This is a genomic window from Yersinia sp. 2540 StPb PI (assembly GCF_052217165.1).
Lineage (GTDB): Bacteria > Pseudomonadota > Gammaproteobacteria > Enterobacterales > Enterobacteriaceae > Yersinia > Yersinia enterocolitica_E.
This window is the reverse complement of sequence record NZ_JAZGQC010000001.1, coordinates 1,087,243-1,103,079: the sequence shown is the minus strand read 5'-3', so window position 1 is coordinate 1,103,079 and position 15,837 is coordinate 1,087,243. Positions and strand designations below refer to the sequence as shown.

Here is a 15,837-nt window from a genome sequence, read left to right as displayed (position 1 = left end):
ATGTCGATGATAACCTTCTGCCACGCGCTAAAGCGTTCCCCCTCCACCAGCATTGGACTGTTTATTCTCTCCTCGCTGGTGATCATTGCGATTTTCGCTCCGTGGTTAGCGCCACAAGATCCCAACTGGCAAAACGCAGCCGACCGTTTATTACCGCCGGGTGCACACCACTGGCTCGGTACTGATAGTTATGGCCGCGATATGCTGTCGCGCCTGATTTACGGCACCCGCCCAACCTTAGGGCTGGTACTGCTGGTTACCGTGATCACGCTACCATTGGGGTTACTGGTCGGCGTGCTGTCCGGCTATTACGGTGGCTGGCTCGAACGCATTTTGATGCGCATCACTGATGTAGTGATGTCGATGCCACGGCTGATTCTGGCCTTTGCCTTCGTGGCGATGCTCGGCCCCGGTTTGATTAACGGTGCATTGGCATTGGCACTGACTACCTGGCCGGCCTATGCCCGTCAGGCCAGAGCCGAGATCCAATTATTGCGCAAAAGTGATTATCTGGCCGCCGCTGAAATGATGGGAATTAAAGGTCTTCGGCTATTGTGGGGCCATATTTTACCCATGTGTCTCCCCTCGGCGGTGGTGCGTCTGGCGCTGGATTTAGCTGGCATTATTTTGGCCGCTGCCGGGTTAGGTTTCCTCGGGCTAGGAGCCAGACCGCCCATGTCCGAATGGGGATCAATGGTTGCTGACGGAATGCAGGTTATCTTCGATCAATGGTGGATCGCCGCGATCCCAGGCTGCGCCATTTTGCTCAGCAGCATGGCTTTTAATCTGTTAGGCGATGGCCTGCGCGATATTTTGGATCCTCACCATGACTGATAAAATTTTCGCCGTTGAAGGCTTGAGTGTCGACTTTAAACAACAGCGGGTGGTGGATAATATCTCTTTCCAGCTCGGCCATGAGCGCGTAGCACTGGTCGGTGAATCCGGTTCCGGTAAATCCATTACTGCCAGAGCACTGATGGGGTTAGTTCGCTCACCGGGCAAAGTCAGCGCCAAAAAGCTGAGTTATTACTCTGACAATACCGATGAACAAGGAAATCCCGGTAAGATCGTCGAACACGATTTGACATCCCTTAAGCCGAAACAGTGGGGTGAGTTACGTGGCAGTGAAATTGCTATGGTGCTGCAAGATCCCCGCTACGCACTGAATCCGGTGCGAACCGTAGGTAAGCAAATTGAAGAATCCCTGCTGTTACATAATGCTCTCTCAGGGGCCGATGCTCATGAACGAGTATTAAATGCACTGGCTGCCGTCGGGCTGAATGAAGGTGCTTACCACAGCTATCCTGGCCAACTCTCCGGCGGAATGGGCCAGCGGGCAATGTTAGCTATAGCATTGGTGAATAACCCACGAGTATTAATTGCCGACGAACCAACATCAGCCTTGGATGCCAAACTGCGTAATCAAATTCTTGAATTGATTGTTGAACAAACCGAGCAGCGCAATATGAGTTTACTGTTGATAAGCCACGATTTGCCGTTGGTCGCTGAGCATTGCCATCGCGTGCTGGTGATGTATCAAGGGAAACTGGTCGATCAAGGGGCGGCGGCAGATTTGCCTTATTCAACTCATCCTTATACCCATACGTTATGGGCCTGCCGCCCGAATGCCGGTACCTATGGCACTGACTTGCCAGTATTAGATCGCAGCGCTGATTTCTCTGGAGGTTCCCATGGCACTGATTGAAGTCAATAATCTCCGGGTCAGTTTCCCTCAGAAGAATCAGGTAAAAACAGCGGTTGAATCAGTAAGTTTTGCCGTTGAAGCGGGTGAAACCTTCAGCCTGATCGGCGCATCCGGTTGTGGTAAATCCACGGTATTACGTACTTTGGCCGGTCTACAGCGAGAATGGCAAGGGGAGATAACCTTGCTGGGTACGCCGTTACGGCCAGGGCAACGTTTCACCGGCCAACTGCGTAAAGATGTGCAGATGGTGTTTCAAGACCCTTATGCGTCGCTGCACCCTCAGCATAATATTCAACGCACATTGGGTGAGCCATTACAGATTCACGGTGAAAAGAATATCCAGCAGCGAATCGTAAGTGCATTAGAGCAAGTAGGTCTGCCTGCTTCTGCCGCCCAGCGTTACCCTCATCAGTTCTCTGGCGGCCAGCGCCAGCGTATTGCTATTGCTCGCGCCCTGTTATTGCGACCAAAACTGTTGTTACTGGATGAACCTACTTCAGCATTAGATATGTCGGTTCAGGCGGAAATCCTCAATTTGCTCAATCACTTGAAACGCGAACATGGCATGACGTATTTATTGGTCAGCCACGACAGCGATGTGGTGGCCCATATGTCTGAACGCGCGGCCCTGATGGAGAGCGGGAAGATAGTAAGAGAGTTTGCCCGGCGGGATTTAGAGCTAGCTGAGCATTTTATGGGATAGCGTTTTGCCGTTCACTCGTGGGTTAAGTTTGGTTGATAGAATAGATCGGATCACTGTTTCGGTTGATTCGGTGCTCGGATTCGGTTGTTAGAATAGATCGGATCACTGTTTCCGTTGATTCGGTGCTCGGATTCGGTTGTTAGAATAGATTGGATCACTGTTTCCGTTAATTCGGTGCTCGGATTCGGTTGTTATAACTTTACGGCTAACCTAACCTTAGTCGCCTCAACCGCCAAAGGGGGCGGGCGCGCCCCCTTATGGAATCCCGCGCTTGCGCGAAATATTGTGGCTTCGCCATGCCCTCCGGCAGCTTGCAGGCTAATCGAACCGGGCCCGACTCGCTCCCAGCTCGACAGCCCCTTTCGCCGCGTCCATGCGGCTCATTCGGCCTGCAATCTTTGTCGGCAATATTCCTGATTGCGCCCAACGTCAAAATCAAAACCTTTTCTTTAGGTTTTGATGTTTAAAAGCACATTTGAGCAGCCGAGTGAAGAGAGTAGGCAAGGCAACCCGCCAAGGACGGCGGGTTGAGGCGTCATGAGCAGGGACGCGAATAAAGCCGTCCGTTAGCCGGAACGATGATTGAGGGCACCTGCGAAGCAGGCCAGCGATACGTGCGCAAGCGCGGATTGTTAAGGCCCACGCTTATGGGCCTTAACTCGGTTGAGGCGGCGGAAATGAATTGAGCACTGAACGATTATCAACCGAAACAGTGATCCGATCTATTCTAACAACCGAACCGGATCACCGAATCAACCGAATCAACCGGATCACCAAATCAACCAAAATAATCAACCGGATCACTTACCACCAGGACGAGTGACTAAAACCCCTTCATCAACCCCACCACACCCTGCACATAACCATCCAACGTCTCCTCCTCCATCTCATTTGCCCCCTGCACCAAAAACGGTGGTAAATAATCCATTCCGGTCAGGTTTGCCATGGCATGGAAGGGCAATAACAGATCTAACGCCGGATAACGGTTATATCCCTGTGGCGTATAATCCTGAGCCTTCCCTCCAGTGGAGACCACCAACTGCAACGGCTTACCCTGTAGCTTATTGCCACCACTGCCGTAGGCAAAACCATGGGTTAATACCGCATCCTGCCATTCACTTAAAATAGCCGGTGAGCTGTACCAGTAAAACGGAAACATCATCACAATCACATCATGTGACTTCAACAACTCCTGTTCCCGCGCCACATCTATCTGAAAATCAGGGTATTCACGCATCAGTTCATGCACCGTGACATTCACTAATGGGCGGATGGCCTCTATCAACCGACGGTTAATACGAGACTCATCCGGGTGACGATGAGATGTTAAGACTAAAATAGCGGGCATAGCACTTCTCCAACCAGTTTGATAAACCTATTTTTTCATTTTCCGGCTGGTCGGTGTAGGCTGCTATCAGTCACATTAATTTCAACTAAAGGTATCAACCACTATGTCGCTGCCTCTGGATATTCATCGTTTACTGCCCGCTTTTCTCACCGCAGCTCAGAGTGACAACTTCTCCACCGCAGCCAGGCAGCTAGGTATCACACCCGCTGCGGTCAGCAAGAATATCCGCGTACTGGAAGAAAAACTGGCGCTACGTCTGTTTCAGCGCAATACCCACAGCGTGGTGCTAACGGATGAAGGCAAAACATTATTGGCACGAGTGGCACCACTGTGGCAGGCACTTTCCACCACTCTGGATACGGTGCGTAATGATGAGCGACAACCCAGTGGTACGGTGCGGGTCAGTGTCATCCCCGGCTTTGGCCGCCAACTGTTGATGCCACTTATTCCAAAATTTATGGCGCGTTATCCGCAGATTGATTTGGATCTTTCACTGGAGGCCAGAGTGGTGAATTTGGTCGGAGAAGGATTTGATGTCGGTATCGGCACTCGCATCGATCCCGATAGCCGCTTGATTGCTCGTCAGCTTTACCCAATGCAAATGCTGCTGGCGGCATCCCCTGCTTATCTGGCCCGCAATGGTTCACCCAGTAACCCACAAGACCTCTATCAGCATCAGTGTTTAATACACCGTAATCCATCAAATGGCCGGAGAGTAAAATGGCAATTGCAGCAGAATAATGAGGTTCAATCCTTAGAGTTGTCAGGTCGTTTGATCTCTTCCCAGCCGGATATGCTGCTACATGCCGCATTAGCGGATATGGGGATCACCTATGTGGCACAATGGCATGCAGCGCCACACTTTGCCGATGGCAGCCTTATGCCGGTATTGGTGAGTTACTGGCCCGCCCCGACCCCAGTATGGCTTTATTATGCTTCTGCCGATTTACCCCCCAGAGTCCGTGTTTGGGTTGATTTTCTGTTAAAACATTTCGGCCCACATCACGCTTTATCCGCACAATAAGTCACATAAAAATATCGTTTTTGTGACGCACTGAGCAGGGAATAGACCTAACGTCGATTTCCTTGTTCTAAGTCAAATTAGTTGACTGTCACTTCTGCCATTACCCATATATAGTGGTTGTAGGAATTCAAACATCTATATGTAGTAGTTATCCACAAAACCATCCACACCTCCCTCGCAGCCCTTACCCGCTGCGGCTTGCCTTGTGGATAAGATTTCTTGTGGATAATTATTACCGGCTACAGGAGCAGGCATTGTGAAAACAGTAGTGATTAAACGGGACGGTTGTCAGGTACCTTTTGATGAGGTGCGGATCAAGGAAGCCGTCGAGCGCGCAGCCTTGGCTGTTGACGTTGTGGACGCAGATTATTGTGCAACTGTTGCCCGTGTGGTCGCTCAGACGATGGAAAACCAGCCGAAAGTTGATATCCGCGACATCCAAACTGCGGTAGAAAACCAACTGATGGCCGGTCAATACAAGCAGTTAGCCCGCGCCTATATTGAATATCGCCATGACAGGGATATCTCGCGGGAGCTGCGTGGTCGCCTGAATCAGGAAATCCGTGGATTGGTTGAGCAAAGTAACAAAGCGCTGCTTAACGAAAATGCCAATAAAGACAGTAAAGTGATCCCCACCCAGCGCGATCTGCTGGCCGGTATTGTGGCGAAACACTATGCCAAACAGCATATCTTGCCACGGGATGTGGTGTTAGCGCATGAACGTGGTGAAATCCACTATCACGATTTGGATTACGCGCCCTTCTTCCCAATGTTCAACTGTATGTTGATTGATCTCGATGGCATGCTAACCCAAGGCTTTAAAATGGGTAATGCGGAAATTGAACCACCGAAATCCATTTCTACCGCCACCGCAGTGACCGCACAGATTATCGCGCAGGTTGCCAGCCATATCTATGGTGGTACAACCATTAACCGTATCGATGAAATTCTGGCCCCGTTTGTCACTGAAAGTTTTAACAAACATAAATCTGTGGCTCAAGAGTGGCAAATTCCTGATGCCGCCGGTTATGCCATGTCGCGCACCGAGAAAGAGTGTTACGACGCCTTCCAGTCACTGGAATATGAAGTTAACACCCTCCACACCGCCAATGGTCAGACCCCCTTTGTCACTTTCGGTTTTGGCTTAGGTACCAGTTGGCAATCGCGCATGATCCAGCAGGCCATTTTGCGTAACCGTATTGCCGGTTTGGGCAAAAATCGCAAAACCGCGGTATTCCCGAAACTGGTGTTTGCTATCCGTGACGGTCTTAATCACAAGTTTGGCGATGCCAATTACGATATCAAACAGTTGGCGCTGGAGTGTGCGACTAAACGCATGTACCCGGACATTCTAAATTACGACCAAGTGGTAAAAGTAACCGGTTCCTTTAAAACACCAATGGGTTGCCGCAGCTTCCTCGGAGTGTATGAAGAAGAGGGTAAACAGATCCACGATGGCCGTAATAACCTCGGGGTTATAAGTCTCAACCTGCCACGTATTGCGCTGGAAGCCAAAGGCGATGAAGCCCAATTCTGGCAATTATTGGATGAACGCCTGCTGTTAGCCAAGAAAGCCCTGATGACCCGTATTGCCCGTCTGGAAGGGATTAAAGCCCGTGTGGCTCCGATTCTGTATATGGAAGGGGCTTGCGGCGTGCGCTTACAAGCCGACGACAACGTTTCTGAGATCTTTAAAAATGGCCGCGCATCCATCTCGCTGGGCTTTATCGGTATTCATGAAACGGTTAATGCGCTGTTTGGTCATCAGACCCATGTCTTTGATGACCAAAAGTTGCGTGAAAAAGGCGTGGCTATCGTCGAACGGATGAGACAAGCAACAGATAGCTGGAAAGATGAAACCGGCTACGCCTTTAGCCTGTACAGCACACCAAGTGAAAACCTGTGTGACCGTTTCTGCCGCCTTGATACCGCTGAATTTGGTGTGGTGGACGGCGTCACCGACAAAGGCTATTACACCAACAGCTTCCATCTGGATGTTGAGAAAAAAGTTAACCCATACGACAAACTGGACTTCGAAGCACCTTACCCACCATTGGCGAACGGCGGCTTCATTTGTTACGGCGAATACCCTAACTTGCAGCACAACCTCAGAGCGTTGGAAGATGTCTGGGACTACAGCTACAGTCGGGTGCCTTATTACGGTACTAACACGCCAATTGATGAGTGCTACGAATGTGGCTTCACCGGTGAATTCTCTTGTACCAGTAAAGGTTTTACCTGCCCGAAATGTGGCAATCATGAGCCATCGAAAGTCTCGGTAACCCGCAGAGTATGTGGCTATCTGGGTAGCCCGGATGCACGACCATTCAATGCCGGTAAGCAAGAAGAAGTGAAGCGGCGCGTGAAACATCTGGCGAACGGACAACTGGGCTGATTTTCAATATTGAAATTGCCCCAATAATATTAATCGCCCCCAAAGGAATTGGAGTTGCAGGTAGGCAGCAAGCGAATAACAAATCGGTCGGGAACTGATTTGAACAGCATTTATGCTAGCCCGTAGGGTGAGCCTCAAGGATGAGGCTCATTAATCCCGATGAACTTACGCAGTCAAGTGATTCGGGTTTGTGAAAGCAGCGCCCCCCCTTCAGCTTCAAGTACGAAGGGGAACATATTGGACAAGTAATTATTAACTATCATCAATACTACCCGGTCGATGTCATCAACGGCCCCGGCACCCGTTGCACGCTGTTCGTCTCTGGCTGCGTGCACCAGTGTGTGGGTTGTTATAACAAAAGTACCTGGCGACTGAATTCGGGTAAGCCATTTACTCGTGAACTAGAGGATCAGATAGTGGCTGATCTCAATGACGCCCGCATCCATCGGCAGGGGTTATCCCTCTCCGGCGGTGATCCGCTGCACCCGCAAAACCTGTCTGCGATACTGCAACTGGTTAAGCGAGTGCGTAATGAGTGCGATAGCAAAGATATTTGGGTCTGGACGGGCTACACCCTGGCTGAACTGAGCGACGAACAACAGCAAGTGGTTGATCTGATCAACGTGTTGGTTGACGGCAAATTCGTACAAGATCTAAAAGATCCTTCGCTTATCTGGCGTGGCAGCGGTAATCAGGTTATCCATCACCTGCGTTAATCAGGTTATCCATCACCTGCGTTAATTGGCAAAATTATAGGTCAAAGTAGCATTAAACCGCCAATCACGGCGTGTGCTATCACTGGGGAGGTCGCCAATCGGCCTCGCCCCTTCCAATGACAGTGAATAGTGTTTGTTGTCACCAAAGGTCACCCCAACGGCATATGAAGCCAGCTTCTTCGCGGGGAAAATGGCAGAGTTGTACCACGTGTGGGCTGTATCCAAAACCACATAAGGTTGAACCGTCTTCAACCAGTTGCCCTGTTCCCGGTTATGCAGATAGCGCATTTCTACCTGCCCGCCATAACCATAATCCCCGGTTGCGTCACTGTCTGGATAACCACGGCCGAAGCGCAGTCCGCCAAATGTGACATGCTCGGCCTCGGGTAAATCATTGTCCGACCAATCCCCTTCTGCCGAGGCACTCAAGCGCCATTTCTCATCCATCAGATATGCCCCGTCACCGGTGAGTTTCCAGCGGGTAAAGCCCAAGTCGCCCCACGGTACCGAACTGGATGCCAGAGCACCATTGATCCCCTTGCGCACACTGGCGCGGGTGCTCCAATAAGATTGGGTATATTCCTGATAACCCGCCAGTGCTAATTCAGCCGCCGGATAACGCATTCGCTGATTCTGCTCTTCTAAATCCAGCAAATAATTATTAACAGTATTAAATCGGGCGCGAGTTTTTAGATTGTAACTTTTCTCCAGATAATCTACGCCACCACTCAGGGTCCATTGCCGCTTGCGCGTTAATTGCAATGGATAACTCAATACCACACCACCGGTATATTGCGTCTGCTCGGAACGCGTTGATAAGGTAATATCCTGCGGATACAATGTCAGTACATCGGTATAGTCTTTGGGCACCTGCTTATAATAGCTGCCACGGGTTTGTAGTAATAATCCATTGCTCCCTAGATATTGCTGATAGTTTAAACCAAGATATTGGTCGCGATTTTTACTGTCGAGCGGTAATAACGTCGCCACACCAAATTGTTCGGCATAGGGTGTAAATCCACTTAAGGTTGCATTAAGTACACCACTGTATACTCCTTTGCGGCTATCCAGCGCAGTACTAACATTCCAGTTACGTGGATGTCTGGCTTTAACGTCCAGTAGTGTCGCGCCATAAATATTATCCGGGTTTTTAGCCGTGGCAATGACTTTGGTATCCGGGGTCCGGCTCATCAAAATATTGTAGCGTTCAAAGGTGTCCTGCGTCAGTGGCTTCTCTGCCATGATGCGCTGTGATAGCTTGGTTAGCCAGCGGCCTATCGCAACATTTTCACTTTGAATCCGCGTATTGGCAATGTAACCCTCAACCAAGCCTATTTTTACCGTGCCATTAATAAAGTTATCTGAGGGTAAATAAGCATAAGAGAGAATATAACCGTCTTGCTGATATAATGTAGTAATAGATTGGGTTGCCACCAATAAATTCTTTAACGGTACTTTTTTACCAATATAACCGTTGAACGGTTCACGAAGTAACTTAAGATCATAACGCGTACCACCAATAAATTGAATATGCTGCACATCAATTAAGGTTTCAAGTGTTAACTTAGCGTTGGGAGCAGGCACTGAAATAGCAGGTGGCGCTGTTCGTGTGGTTTGGGGTTTAGCAATGTCACGTGATATTCTGGACGGGTTATTCTGATCAATCAACATGGGAACCGTATTGGCCCATGCACTATATTGCCATATCCCACCAGTACCAAATAACAATAACAGCCACACTCTATTATTCATAGAATATTTCCTTATGCGCACATTAAATTATAATTTTAATAGCCTATTTTTATTATCGTCAGATAGCGAGGCTCTCCCCAGAGAGTAAGGGAGAGCAAATCTCATTATATTTTTAATTGGTTTTTGGTTTTAATATTCCGCCCAAGCCTCCCCCCGCACTGGCATTTGCGTTAGCGGAGACGCCCGCAGTCAACCCACCGGTAATGCCACCAACGGTGTTAGTCACACCTGCCAGCAACCCGCTATTACTGCCACCGGTGCTGGGAGTCAAGGTCGTGGTAACGCCCGCCAATAAGCCATTCGAACCACCAGTTGACGCAGGAGGAGTGACCAGACCACCGGCCTTCTCAACTGCCTGCCCGGTGCCTTGTAATACCTGGCCCACGCCCGCTAAGGTTGACACACTCGTACCCACTTGTGTCCCCGTCGCCGCAACGGTGCCGCCGACCGCGGTCAATAAGTTATTAACCGGCGCGCCAATCCCCGTTGTTCCACCTACGGTTTGCGTAATGTCTTGTACCTGACCCACCACCGGCGTCACTATGCCAGTCGCTGCGGTCGTCAACTTACTGGTGGTACCGGTTTGCAGGTCTTGCGCCAGCCCATTACCAATGGACGTTACCGCACCGCCGGTCTTATCCACCAGCCCACCTGCCGTACTGGTAACACCGCCCAATGGTGTATTAGCAGCGATACCTGAGACCGTGCCTCCCAATCCTGAAACACCAGTACCGACATCAGCGACGGCTTTCGGTACACTGGCTGCTGTCGTGCCTAAAGCATTAGGATTATTTCCTAATTGGCCGACGCCATTCTGTAATCCGGTCCCAACCTCACTGACTGCATTACCTGCACTGTCGACCACGGTGACCAAACCACCACCGACGATTGGCAAGCTGCCGACAGGTGTTTGGCTGACAACATCACTGACCGTATTGCCGACACCATCTACGGCGGTACCGACACCACTAACCACATTCCCGACCGCGGAATTATTCGCGGTTGTCCCACCACCGTTATCTGTTCCTCCGCCCGTTCCGCCGCCAGTGCCGCCATTGCCATCGCCGCCACTGCCATCACTACCAGAACCGGTTCCACCGGCGGCCTGACCCGAATTATTCTTCGCAGTATTGTGAGAACCACCACCACTTCCACTACATGCCGCAAGTGAGCTGGCAAGCAATATTACCAAACTGATTGTGCTCAGACGGCTGATATTATTAGGGCTCATAGCATAACCCCCCAGAGAGAACGCCACAGCGGCGTGAAATAACTATAAGAGACACTTATGTTTCACTCAAGTTAAGACAATGTTTATTTTTTGTTTGAAATGAAAATTTATCGGCTGGATATGTATCATTTTGATAATGCGATAAAACTTTTTCTTATAAAAATCTCTATTTTCTGAATAAAACCCGCACCGATAAGCGCAAAAACTTCATCGTTCCGCCATCTCAGCTTAACCCTACTGTCATCAAAAACAGCCAGCATAGCGGTGAGATCACTTACCGGTTATCACTATGACTATCCGCCCTCTGCTCGTCCGTTTTGCTACTGCTGTTACTTCGCTGCGGCTAGAAACGGCCATGAGGGGGATAGCACTGAGAGGGTATATCTGCCATGCACTTATCTAGACCACCGACCAGCTACCCCACCCGCTATCAACAAATTGCGGCCCAATTAGAACAGGAATTGCGTGGTGCCTATCGTTGTGGCGATTACCTGCCTTCTGAACAACAACTGGCTGATCGCTATCAAGTTAACCGCCATACCTTGCGCCGGGCAGTGGATGAACTGGTTGAGCGTGGCTGGCTACAACGCCGCCAGGGTATCGGCACGCTGGTATTAATGCGCCCGTATGACTATCCACTGCATGCTAATGCTCGCTTTAGCCAGAACTTGCTGGATCAAGGTAGCGACCCCACCAGTGAGCGCTTACTCGCAGTCTTGCGCCCGTGTATAGAGCATGTAGCCAAAGCGCTCTCACTGGCAGAAGGCACCACAGTGATCCATTTACGTACTCTGCGGCGGGTTAATGGCGTGCCAGTCTGTGTTATCGATCACTACCTGCCAGACCTACGCTGGTGGCCTGCTTTACAACAATTCAACTCCGGTTCATTGCATCAATTCATCACCCAGCATTTACAACAACCACTGAGTCGTAGCCAAACCCGCATCAGCGCACGTCGTGCGCAGGCAAAAGAGAGCCGCTTACTCGAGATTGCGACTCATGCGCCGCTGCTCTGTGTGCGGACCTTAAATATCTGTGTTGATAGCCAGCTGGTGGCGGAATACTCCGTCAGCCTGACGCGGGCCGACATGATTGAATTGACGATGGAGCACTGAATGGAAACTCGCCATACCACTCGGCAAAACTGGATGTCGGTGTTAGCCCACTGCCAGCCAGCAGAGTTGCTCGCTCACTGGCAAGCCTTGAATTTATCACCGGAATATCAGGTGATCCGCGCCCCAGAGATAGGTTTAAACCAATTACAGGCACGGATGGGAGCTACTGGTCGCCGTTTTATCCTTGGTGATATGACCATAACGCGTGCCGTTATCAAGCTTAACGACAGCACGGATGTTTATGGTTACAGCTACATTGCCGGGCGTAATAAGCCTCATGCCGAGCTGTGCGCCGTGCTGGATGCCTTGTTACAACTCTCCACCGTCAAGGGTAAACCCGCCGGGTTGAATGAATTATTGCTGAAAACCGTGATTCACCCACTGGCCGCAATACAACAAGAACGGCGGCAATTACGCGCTGATGCTATCACCGCCAGTAAGGTTGATTTCTTCACCTTGGTGCGGGGAGAGGACTGATGAACTTATTAACTCATTTTGAGCATCCGGTAGATGATGCGCAGCACACTTTTCGTCGTATTCTCAAAGCGTTGAGTGAACCGGGCGTGCTGGTAACACTGCCCCATGCTACCGGCTGGCAACCACTGAACCCAGCAACCACCAGTGTTCTGCTCACGCTGGCCGACCAAGAGACGCCGCTCTATCTCGACGCGGCACTTAATAGTGACAGCGTGCAACACAATGTGCGTTTTCATACCGGTGCGCCCCTGATGACATGCAGTGATAAATCCTCTTTTTCATTATTTAATAATGAGATAACAGCGGAGCAACTCGCCACCTGCCCGGCAGGTAATGAACTGTCACCGGAACAATCCACTACGGTGGTGATTCAGACCGACAGCCTACATCACGGCATGCCATTACGGTTACGCGGGCCAGGTATTGAACACAGCCGCACCGTTGCACCACACCTGCCCGCCACCGTCTTGAATTATCTGCTTAACCGCCCTGCTGCATTTCCGGCTGGCATCGATTTTCTGTTTACCTGTGGCGAGAACCTGATGGCAATCCCACGAACCACCCATGTGGAGGTGTGCTGATGTACGTTGCCGTCAAAGGGGGCGAAAAAGCGATTGCAGCAGCCCATCAATTGCTGGAACAGCAACGGCGTGGCGACAGCCAGATCCCGGCAGTCGATTGCGAGCAAATTGAGCAACAACTCGGTCTGGCGGTTGATCGGGTGATGACCGAAGGGGGCATCTATGATCGCGAGCTGGCCGCACTGGCAATTAAACAAGCCAGTGGTGACATGGTGGAAGCCATTTTCCTACTACGCGCTTACCGCACAACCTTACCCCGTTTGGCTGTCAGTCAACCGCTAGCAAGCGAGCATATGCGGCTAGAGCGTCGTATTTCAGCCATTTACAAAGACTTGCCCGGCGGGCAAGTGCTCGGTCCAACCTATGATTACACCCACCGGCTGCTGGATTTTACCCTGCTGGCCGCAGGCGATGCACCGCAAGCCCGCAACGGTGGCGAAACATTATCCGATGATTTATTGCGCAATAACTGTGCCCATGTGTTTGATTTATTAGTTCAAGAGCAGCTTGCCCTGACAGAGCAAGATGACGATACTCAGCCGGAAGATATCACCCGCAATCCCCCCGTTTATCCCTGCAATCGCTCGGCCCGGCTGCAACAATTGGTCCGTGGTGACGAAGGTTTTCTGCTGGCGCTGAGCTATTCCACGCAACGCGGTTATGGCCGCACCCATCCCTTTGCCGCCGAGATCCGCACCGGTCACCTGACCGTTTCAATTCAGCAGGAAGAACTGGGATTTGCTATTGATATCGGCGAAATCTTACTGACCGAATGCGAGATGGTGAATGGCTTTGTCAACCCGGAATCAGAACCTCCGCACTTTACACGTGGTTATGGTCTGGTGTTTGGCCGTGGTGAGCGCAAAGCGATGTCGATGGCGCTGATGGATCGAGCCTTACAAAGCCGCGAATATGACGAAAAGGTCACCAGCCCGGCGCAGGATGAAGAATTCGTGCTCTCCCATGCCGATAATGTCGAAGCCGCGGGGTTTGTTTCTCATCTTAAACTGCCGCACTACGTAGATTTTCAAGCGGAACTGGAATTGCTAAAACGCCTGCGTCGTGAGCACTTACTCGCCTCGCAACAGCCATCCTCTCAAGAACAGGAACCACGCCATGACTGAGGTTCTCACCGGTTATAATCTGGGATACCTGGATGAGCAAACCAAACGGACTTTACGCCGCGCGCTGCTAAAAGCAGTGGCGATCCCCGGTTATCAAGTGCCGTTCGGCGGGCGGGAAATGCCGATGCCTTATGGTTGGGGCACCGGTGGCATTCAACTGACCGCCAGCCTGATTGGCCGCAAAGATGTGTTAAAAGTGATCGACCAAGGGGCAGATGACACCACCAATGCTGTCTCTATCCGCCGCTTTTTTCAGCGCGTCAGCGGGGTGGCGACCACCGAAAGCACGGTCGATGCCAGCTTGATCCAAACCCGGCATCGCATTCCTGAAACACCTCTGAGCGAAGATCAGATCCTTATCTATCAAGTACCGATCCCAGAGCCACTGCGCTTTATCGAACCACGCGAAACCGAAACGCGCAAAATGCATGCGCTGGAAGAATACGGCGTGATGCAGGTAAAACTGTATGAAGATATCGCCCGCTACGGCCATATCGCCACCACCTACGCCTATCCGGTCAAAGTGAACGATCGCTACGTGATGGACCCTTCGCCGATCCCAAAATTTGATAACCCCAAAATGCACATGATGCCCGCGCTACAACTGTTCGGGGCCGGTCGCGAGAAGCGGTTATATGCCCTGCCTCCCTTTACCAAGGTGGAAAGTCTGGATTTCGACGATCACCCATTTACCGTGCAGCAATGGGATGAACCCTGTGCCTTGTGCGGCTCGCGCCACAGCTATCTTGATGAAGTGGTGATGGACGATCAGGGCAGCCGAATGTTTGTCTGTTCTGATACTGATTTTTGCCAGCAGCAACTGGTGGCACAAGAGGTAAATATTCAATGATTTCCGAACAGGTTATTTCATCATCCGCAGCCGCTCACCCACTGCTATCAGTGGAGAATCTCACACATTTGTATGCGCCAGGTAAGGGGTTTAGCAACGTCTCTTTCCAGCTCTATCCCGGTGAAGTATTGGGAATTGTCGGTGAATCCGGCTCTGGCAAAACCACCTTATTAAAATCGATTTCTGCCCGGTTGCCGCCACAGCATGGGCAGGTTATTTACCACTCTGGTGCCCAGCAACCGGTTGATTTATATCAGATGGCTGAAAGTCAGCGCCGCCGTTTACTGCGCACCGAATGGGGGGTGGTTCATCAGCATCCACTGGATGGTTTGCGCCCACAGGTTTCCGCCGGTGGCAATATCGGCGAGCGTCTGATGGCTATTGGCCAGCGCCATTACGGCGACATCCGCCAACAAGCAGGGCGCTGGCTGGAGGATGTCGAGATCCCACTATCACGCCTGGATGACTTACCCACTACCTTCTCCGGCGGCATGCAACAACGCCTACAAATTGCCCGCAATCTGGTGACCCATCCCAAGCTGGTATTTATGGACGAACCGACGGGCGGCCTGGATGTATCAGTACAAGCGCGACTACTGGATTTACTGCGCAATCTGGTGGTGGAAATGCAACTGGCAGTGGTGATTGTCACTCATGATCTCGGTGTGGCCCGGCTATTGGCACACCGGTTGCTGGTGATGAAGGAGGGTCAGGTTATCGAAAGCGGCCTGACCGATCGAGTGCTAGACGATCCCCATCACCCCTACACCCAACTATTGGTTTCATCGGTGCTACAAAACTGACTGTTTTGTCTGT

The 15,837-nt window shown here is 51.0% G+C and carries 15 protein-coding genes; 12 read left to right on the top strand and 3 right to left on the bottom strand.

Annotated elements, in window-relative coordinates:
- The 3 genes from V1956_RS04990 to V1956_RS04980 are packed head-to-tail and all read left to right on the top strand — an operon-like array spanning position 1 to position 2,408.
- On the top strand, positions 1–834 hold the full coding sequence (locus V1956_RS04990) for an ABC transporter permease (RefSeq protein ID WP_005186584.1): 834 nt from the start codon (positions 1–3) through the stop codon (positions 832–834).
- Positions 827–1,705 carry an ABC transporter ATP-binding protein gene (locus V1956_RS04985; RefSeq protein ID WP_442824854.1) on the top strand — a complete coding sequence of 293 codons (879 nt, stop codon included), beginning with the start codon at positions 827–829 and terminating at the stop codon, positions 1,703–1,705. The genes V1956_RS04990 and V1956_RS04985 overlap by 8 nt, the downstream gene beginning before the upstream one ends.
- On the top strand, positions 1,692–2,408 hold the full coding sequence (locus tag V1956_RS04980; RefSeq protein WP_420072171.1) for an ABC transporter ATP-binding protein: 717 nt from the start codon (positions 1,692–1,694) through the stop codon (positions 2,406–2,408). Before V1956_RS04985 ends, V1956_RS04980 begins: the two co-directional genes overlap by 14 nt.
- Positions 2,409–3,231: 823 nt before the next feature.
- Here the strand turns inward: V1956_RS04980 and V1956_RS04975 are convergent.
- Positions 3,232–3,756: an NAD(P)H-dependent oxidoreductase gene (locus V1956_RS04975; RefSeq protein ID WP_420072244.1), complete on the bottom strand. Its 525-nt coding sequence runs from the start codon at positions 3,754–3,756 to the stop codon at positions 3,232–3,234.
- A 103-nt stretch (positions 3,757–3,859) separates the two neighbouring features.
- Between V1956_RS04975 and V1956_RS04970 the strand changes: the two genes are divergently transcribed.
- From V1956_RS04970 to nrdG, 3 genes are all read left to right on the top strand, one after another.
- Positions 3,860–4,780: a LysR family transcriptional regulator gene (locus tag V1956_RS04970; protein ID WP_420074642.1), complete on the top strand. Its 921-nt coding sequence runs from the start codon at positions 3,860–3,862 to the stop codon at positions 4,778–4,780.
- A gap of 256 nt (positions 4,781–5,036) precedes the next feature.
- Entirely contained in the window at positions 5,037–7,175 is a 2,139-nt protein-coding gene (gene nrdD, locus V1956_RS04965) for an anaerobic ribonucleoside-triphosphate reductase (RefSeq protein WP_372557864.1), read from the top strand.
- A 251-nt stretch (positions 7,176–7,426) separates the two neighbouring features.
- Entirely contained in the window at positions 7,427–7,891 is a 465-nt protein-coding gene (nrdG, locus tag V1956_RS04960; protein WP_372559811.1) for an anaerobic ribonucleoside-triphosphate reductase-activating protein, read from the top strand.
- A 21-nt stretch (positions 7,892–7,912) separates the two neighbouring features.
- Here nrdG and V1956_RS04955 read toward each other — a convergent pair whose 3' ends face one another.
- Positions 7,913–9,643: a ShlB/FhaC/HecB family hemolysin secretion/activation protein gene (locus tag V1956_RS04955; protein WP_442824853.1), complete on the bottom strand. Its 1,731-nt coding sequence runs from the start codon at positions 9,641–9,643 to the stop codon at positions 7,913–7,915.
- 112 nt (positions 9,644–9,755) lie between these two features.
- A complete protein-coding gene (locus tag V1956_RS04950) occupies positions 9,756–10,874 on the bottom strand; it encodes a collagen-like triple helix repeat-containing protein (protein WP_442824852.1) in 1,119 nt (372 codons plus the stop codon).
- Between the two features lie 389 nt (positions 10,875–11,263).
- Between V1956_RS04950 and phnF the strand changes: the two genes are divergently transcribed.
- The 6 genes from phnF to phnK are packed head-to-tail and all read left to right on the top strand — an operon-like array spanning position 11,264 to position 15,824.
- Positions 11,264–11,989, top strand: coding sequence for a phosphonate metabolism transcriptional regulator PhnF (gene phnF, locus V1956_RS04945; RefSeq protein ID WP_420074638.1), 726 nt, complete (start codon positions 11,264–11,266; stop codon positions 11,987–11,989).
- The gene (phnG, locus tag V1956_RS04940) at positions 11,990–12,466 is read left to right on the top strand and encodes a phosphonate C-P lyase system protein PhnG (RefSeq protein WP_372557860.1); all 477 of its coding nucleotides are present in this window, start codon (positions 11,990–11,992) and stop codon (positions 12,464–12,466) included.
- Entirely contained in the window at positions 12,466–13,047 is a 582-nt protein-coding gene (gene phnH / locus V1956_RS04935) for a phosphonate C-P lyase system protein PhnH (protein ID WP_372557859.1), read from the top strand. Before phnG ends, phnH begins: the two co-directional genes overlap by 1 nt.
- Positions 13,047–14,171 carry a carbon-phosphorus lyase complex subunit PhnI gene (locus tag V1956_RS04930; protein WP_442824851.1) on the top strand — a complete coding sequence of 375 codons (1,125 nt, stop codon included), beginning with the start codon at positions 13,047–13,049 and terminating at the stop codon, positions 14,169–14,171. Before phnH ends, V1956_RS04930 begins: the two co-directional genes overlap by 1 nt.
- On the top strand, positions 14,164–15,021 hold the full coding sequence (locus V1956_RS04925; protein ID WP_420074635.1) for an alpha-D-ribose 1-methylphosphonate 5-phosphate C-P-lyase PhnJ: 858 nt from the start codon (positions 14,164–14,166) through the stop codon (positions 15,019–15,021). Before V1956_RS04930 ends, V1956_RS04925 begins: the two co-directional genes overlap by 8 nt.
- A complete protein-coding gene (gene phnK, locus V1956_RS04920; RefSeq protein WP_372557857.1) occupies positions 15,018–15,824 on the top strand; it encodes a phosphonate C-P lyase system protein PhnK in 807 nt (268 codons plus the stop codon). The genes V1956_RS04925 and phnK overlap by 4 nt, the downstream gene beginning before the upstream one ends.
- Positions 15,825–15,837: the final 13 nt, after the last annotated feature.

Excerpts from the sequence above, each read along its gene's own strand:
- V1956_RS04990 (WP_005186584.1), top strand. The coding sequence starts at position 1 with ATGTCGATGATAACCTTCTGCCACGCGCTAAAGCGTTCCCCCTCCACC.
- V1956_RS04985 (WP_442824854.1), top strand. The coding sequence starts at position 827 with ATGACTGATAAAATTTTCGCCGTTGAAGGCTTGAGTGTCGACTTTAAA.
- V1956_RS04980 (WP_420072171.1), top strand. The coding sequence starts at position 1,692 with ATGGCACTGATTGAAGTCAATAATCTCCGGGTCAGTTTCCCTCAGAAG.
- V1956_RS04975 (WP_420072244.1), bottom strand. The coding sequence starts at position 3,756 with ATGCCCGCTATTTTAGTCTTAACATCTCATCGTCACCCGGATGAGTCT.
- V1956_RS04970 (WP_420074642.1), top strand. The coding sequence starts at position 3,860 with ATGTCGCTGCCTCTGGATATTCATCGTTTACTGCCCGCTTTTCTCACC.
- V1956_RS04955 (WP_442824853.1), bottom strand. The coding sequence starts at position 9,643 with ATGAATAATAGAGTGTGGCTGTTATTGTTATTTGGTACTGGTGGGATA.
- V1956_RS04950 (WP_442824852.1), bottom strand. The coding sequence starts at position 10,874 with ATGAGCCCTAATAATATCAGCCGTCTGAGCACAATCAGTTTGGTAATA.
- phnF (WP_420074638.1), top strand. The coding sequence starts at position 11,264 with ATGCACTTATCTAGACCACCGACCAGCTACCCCACCCGCTATCAACAA.
- phnG (WP_372557860.1), top strand. The coding sequence starts at position 11,990 with ATGGAAACTCGCCATACCACTCGGCAAAACTGGATGTCGGTGTTAGCC.
- phnH (WP_372557859.1), top strand. The coding sequence starts at position 12,466 with ATGAACTTATTAACTCATTTTGAGCATCCGGTAGATGATGCGCAGCAC.
- V1956_RS04930 (WP_442824851.1), top strand. The coding sequence starts at position 13,047 with ATGTACGTTGCCGTCAAAGGGGGCGAAAAAGCGATTGCAGCAGCCCAT.
- V1956_RS04925 (WP_420074635.1), top strand. The coding sequence starts at position 14,164 with ATGACTGAGGTTCTCACCGGTTATAATCTGGGATACCTGGATGAGCAA.
- phnK (WP_372557857.1), top strand. The coding sequence starts at position 15,018 with ATGATTTCCGAACAGGTTATTTCATCATCCGCAGCCGCTCACCCACTG.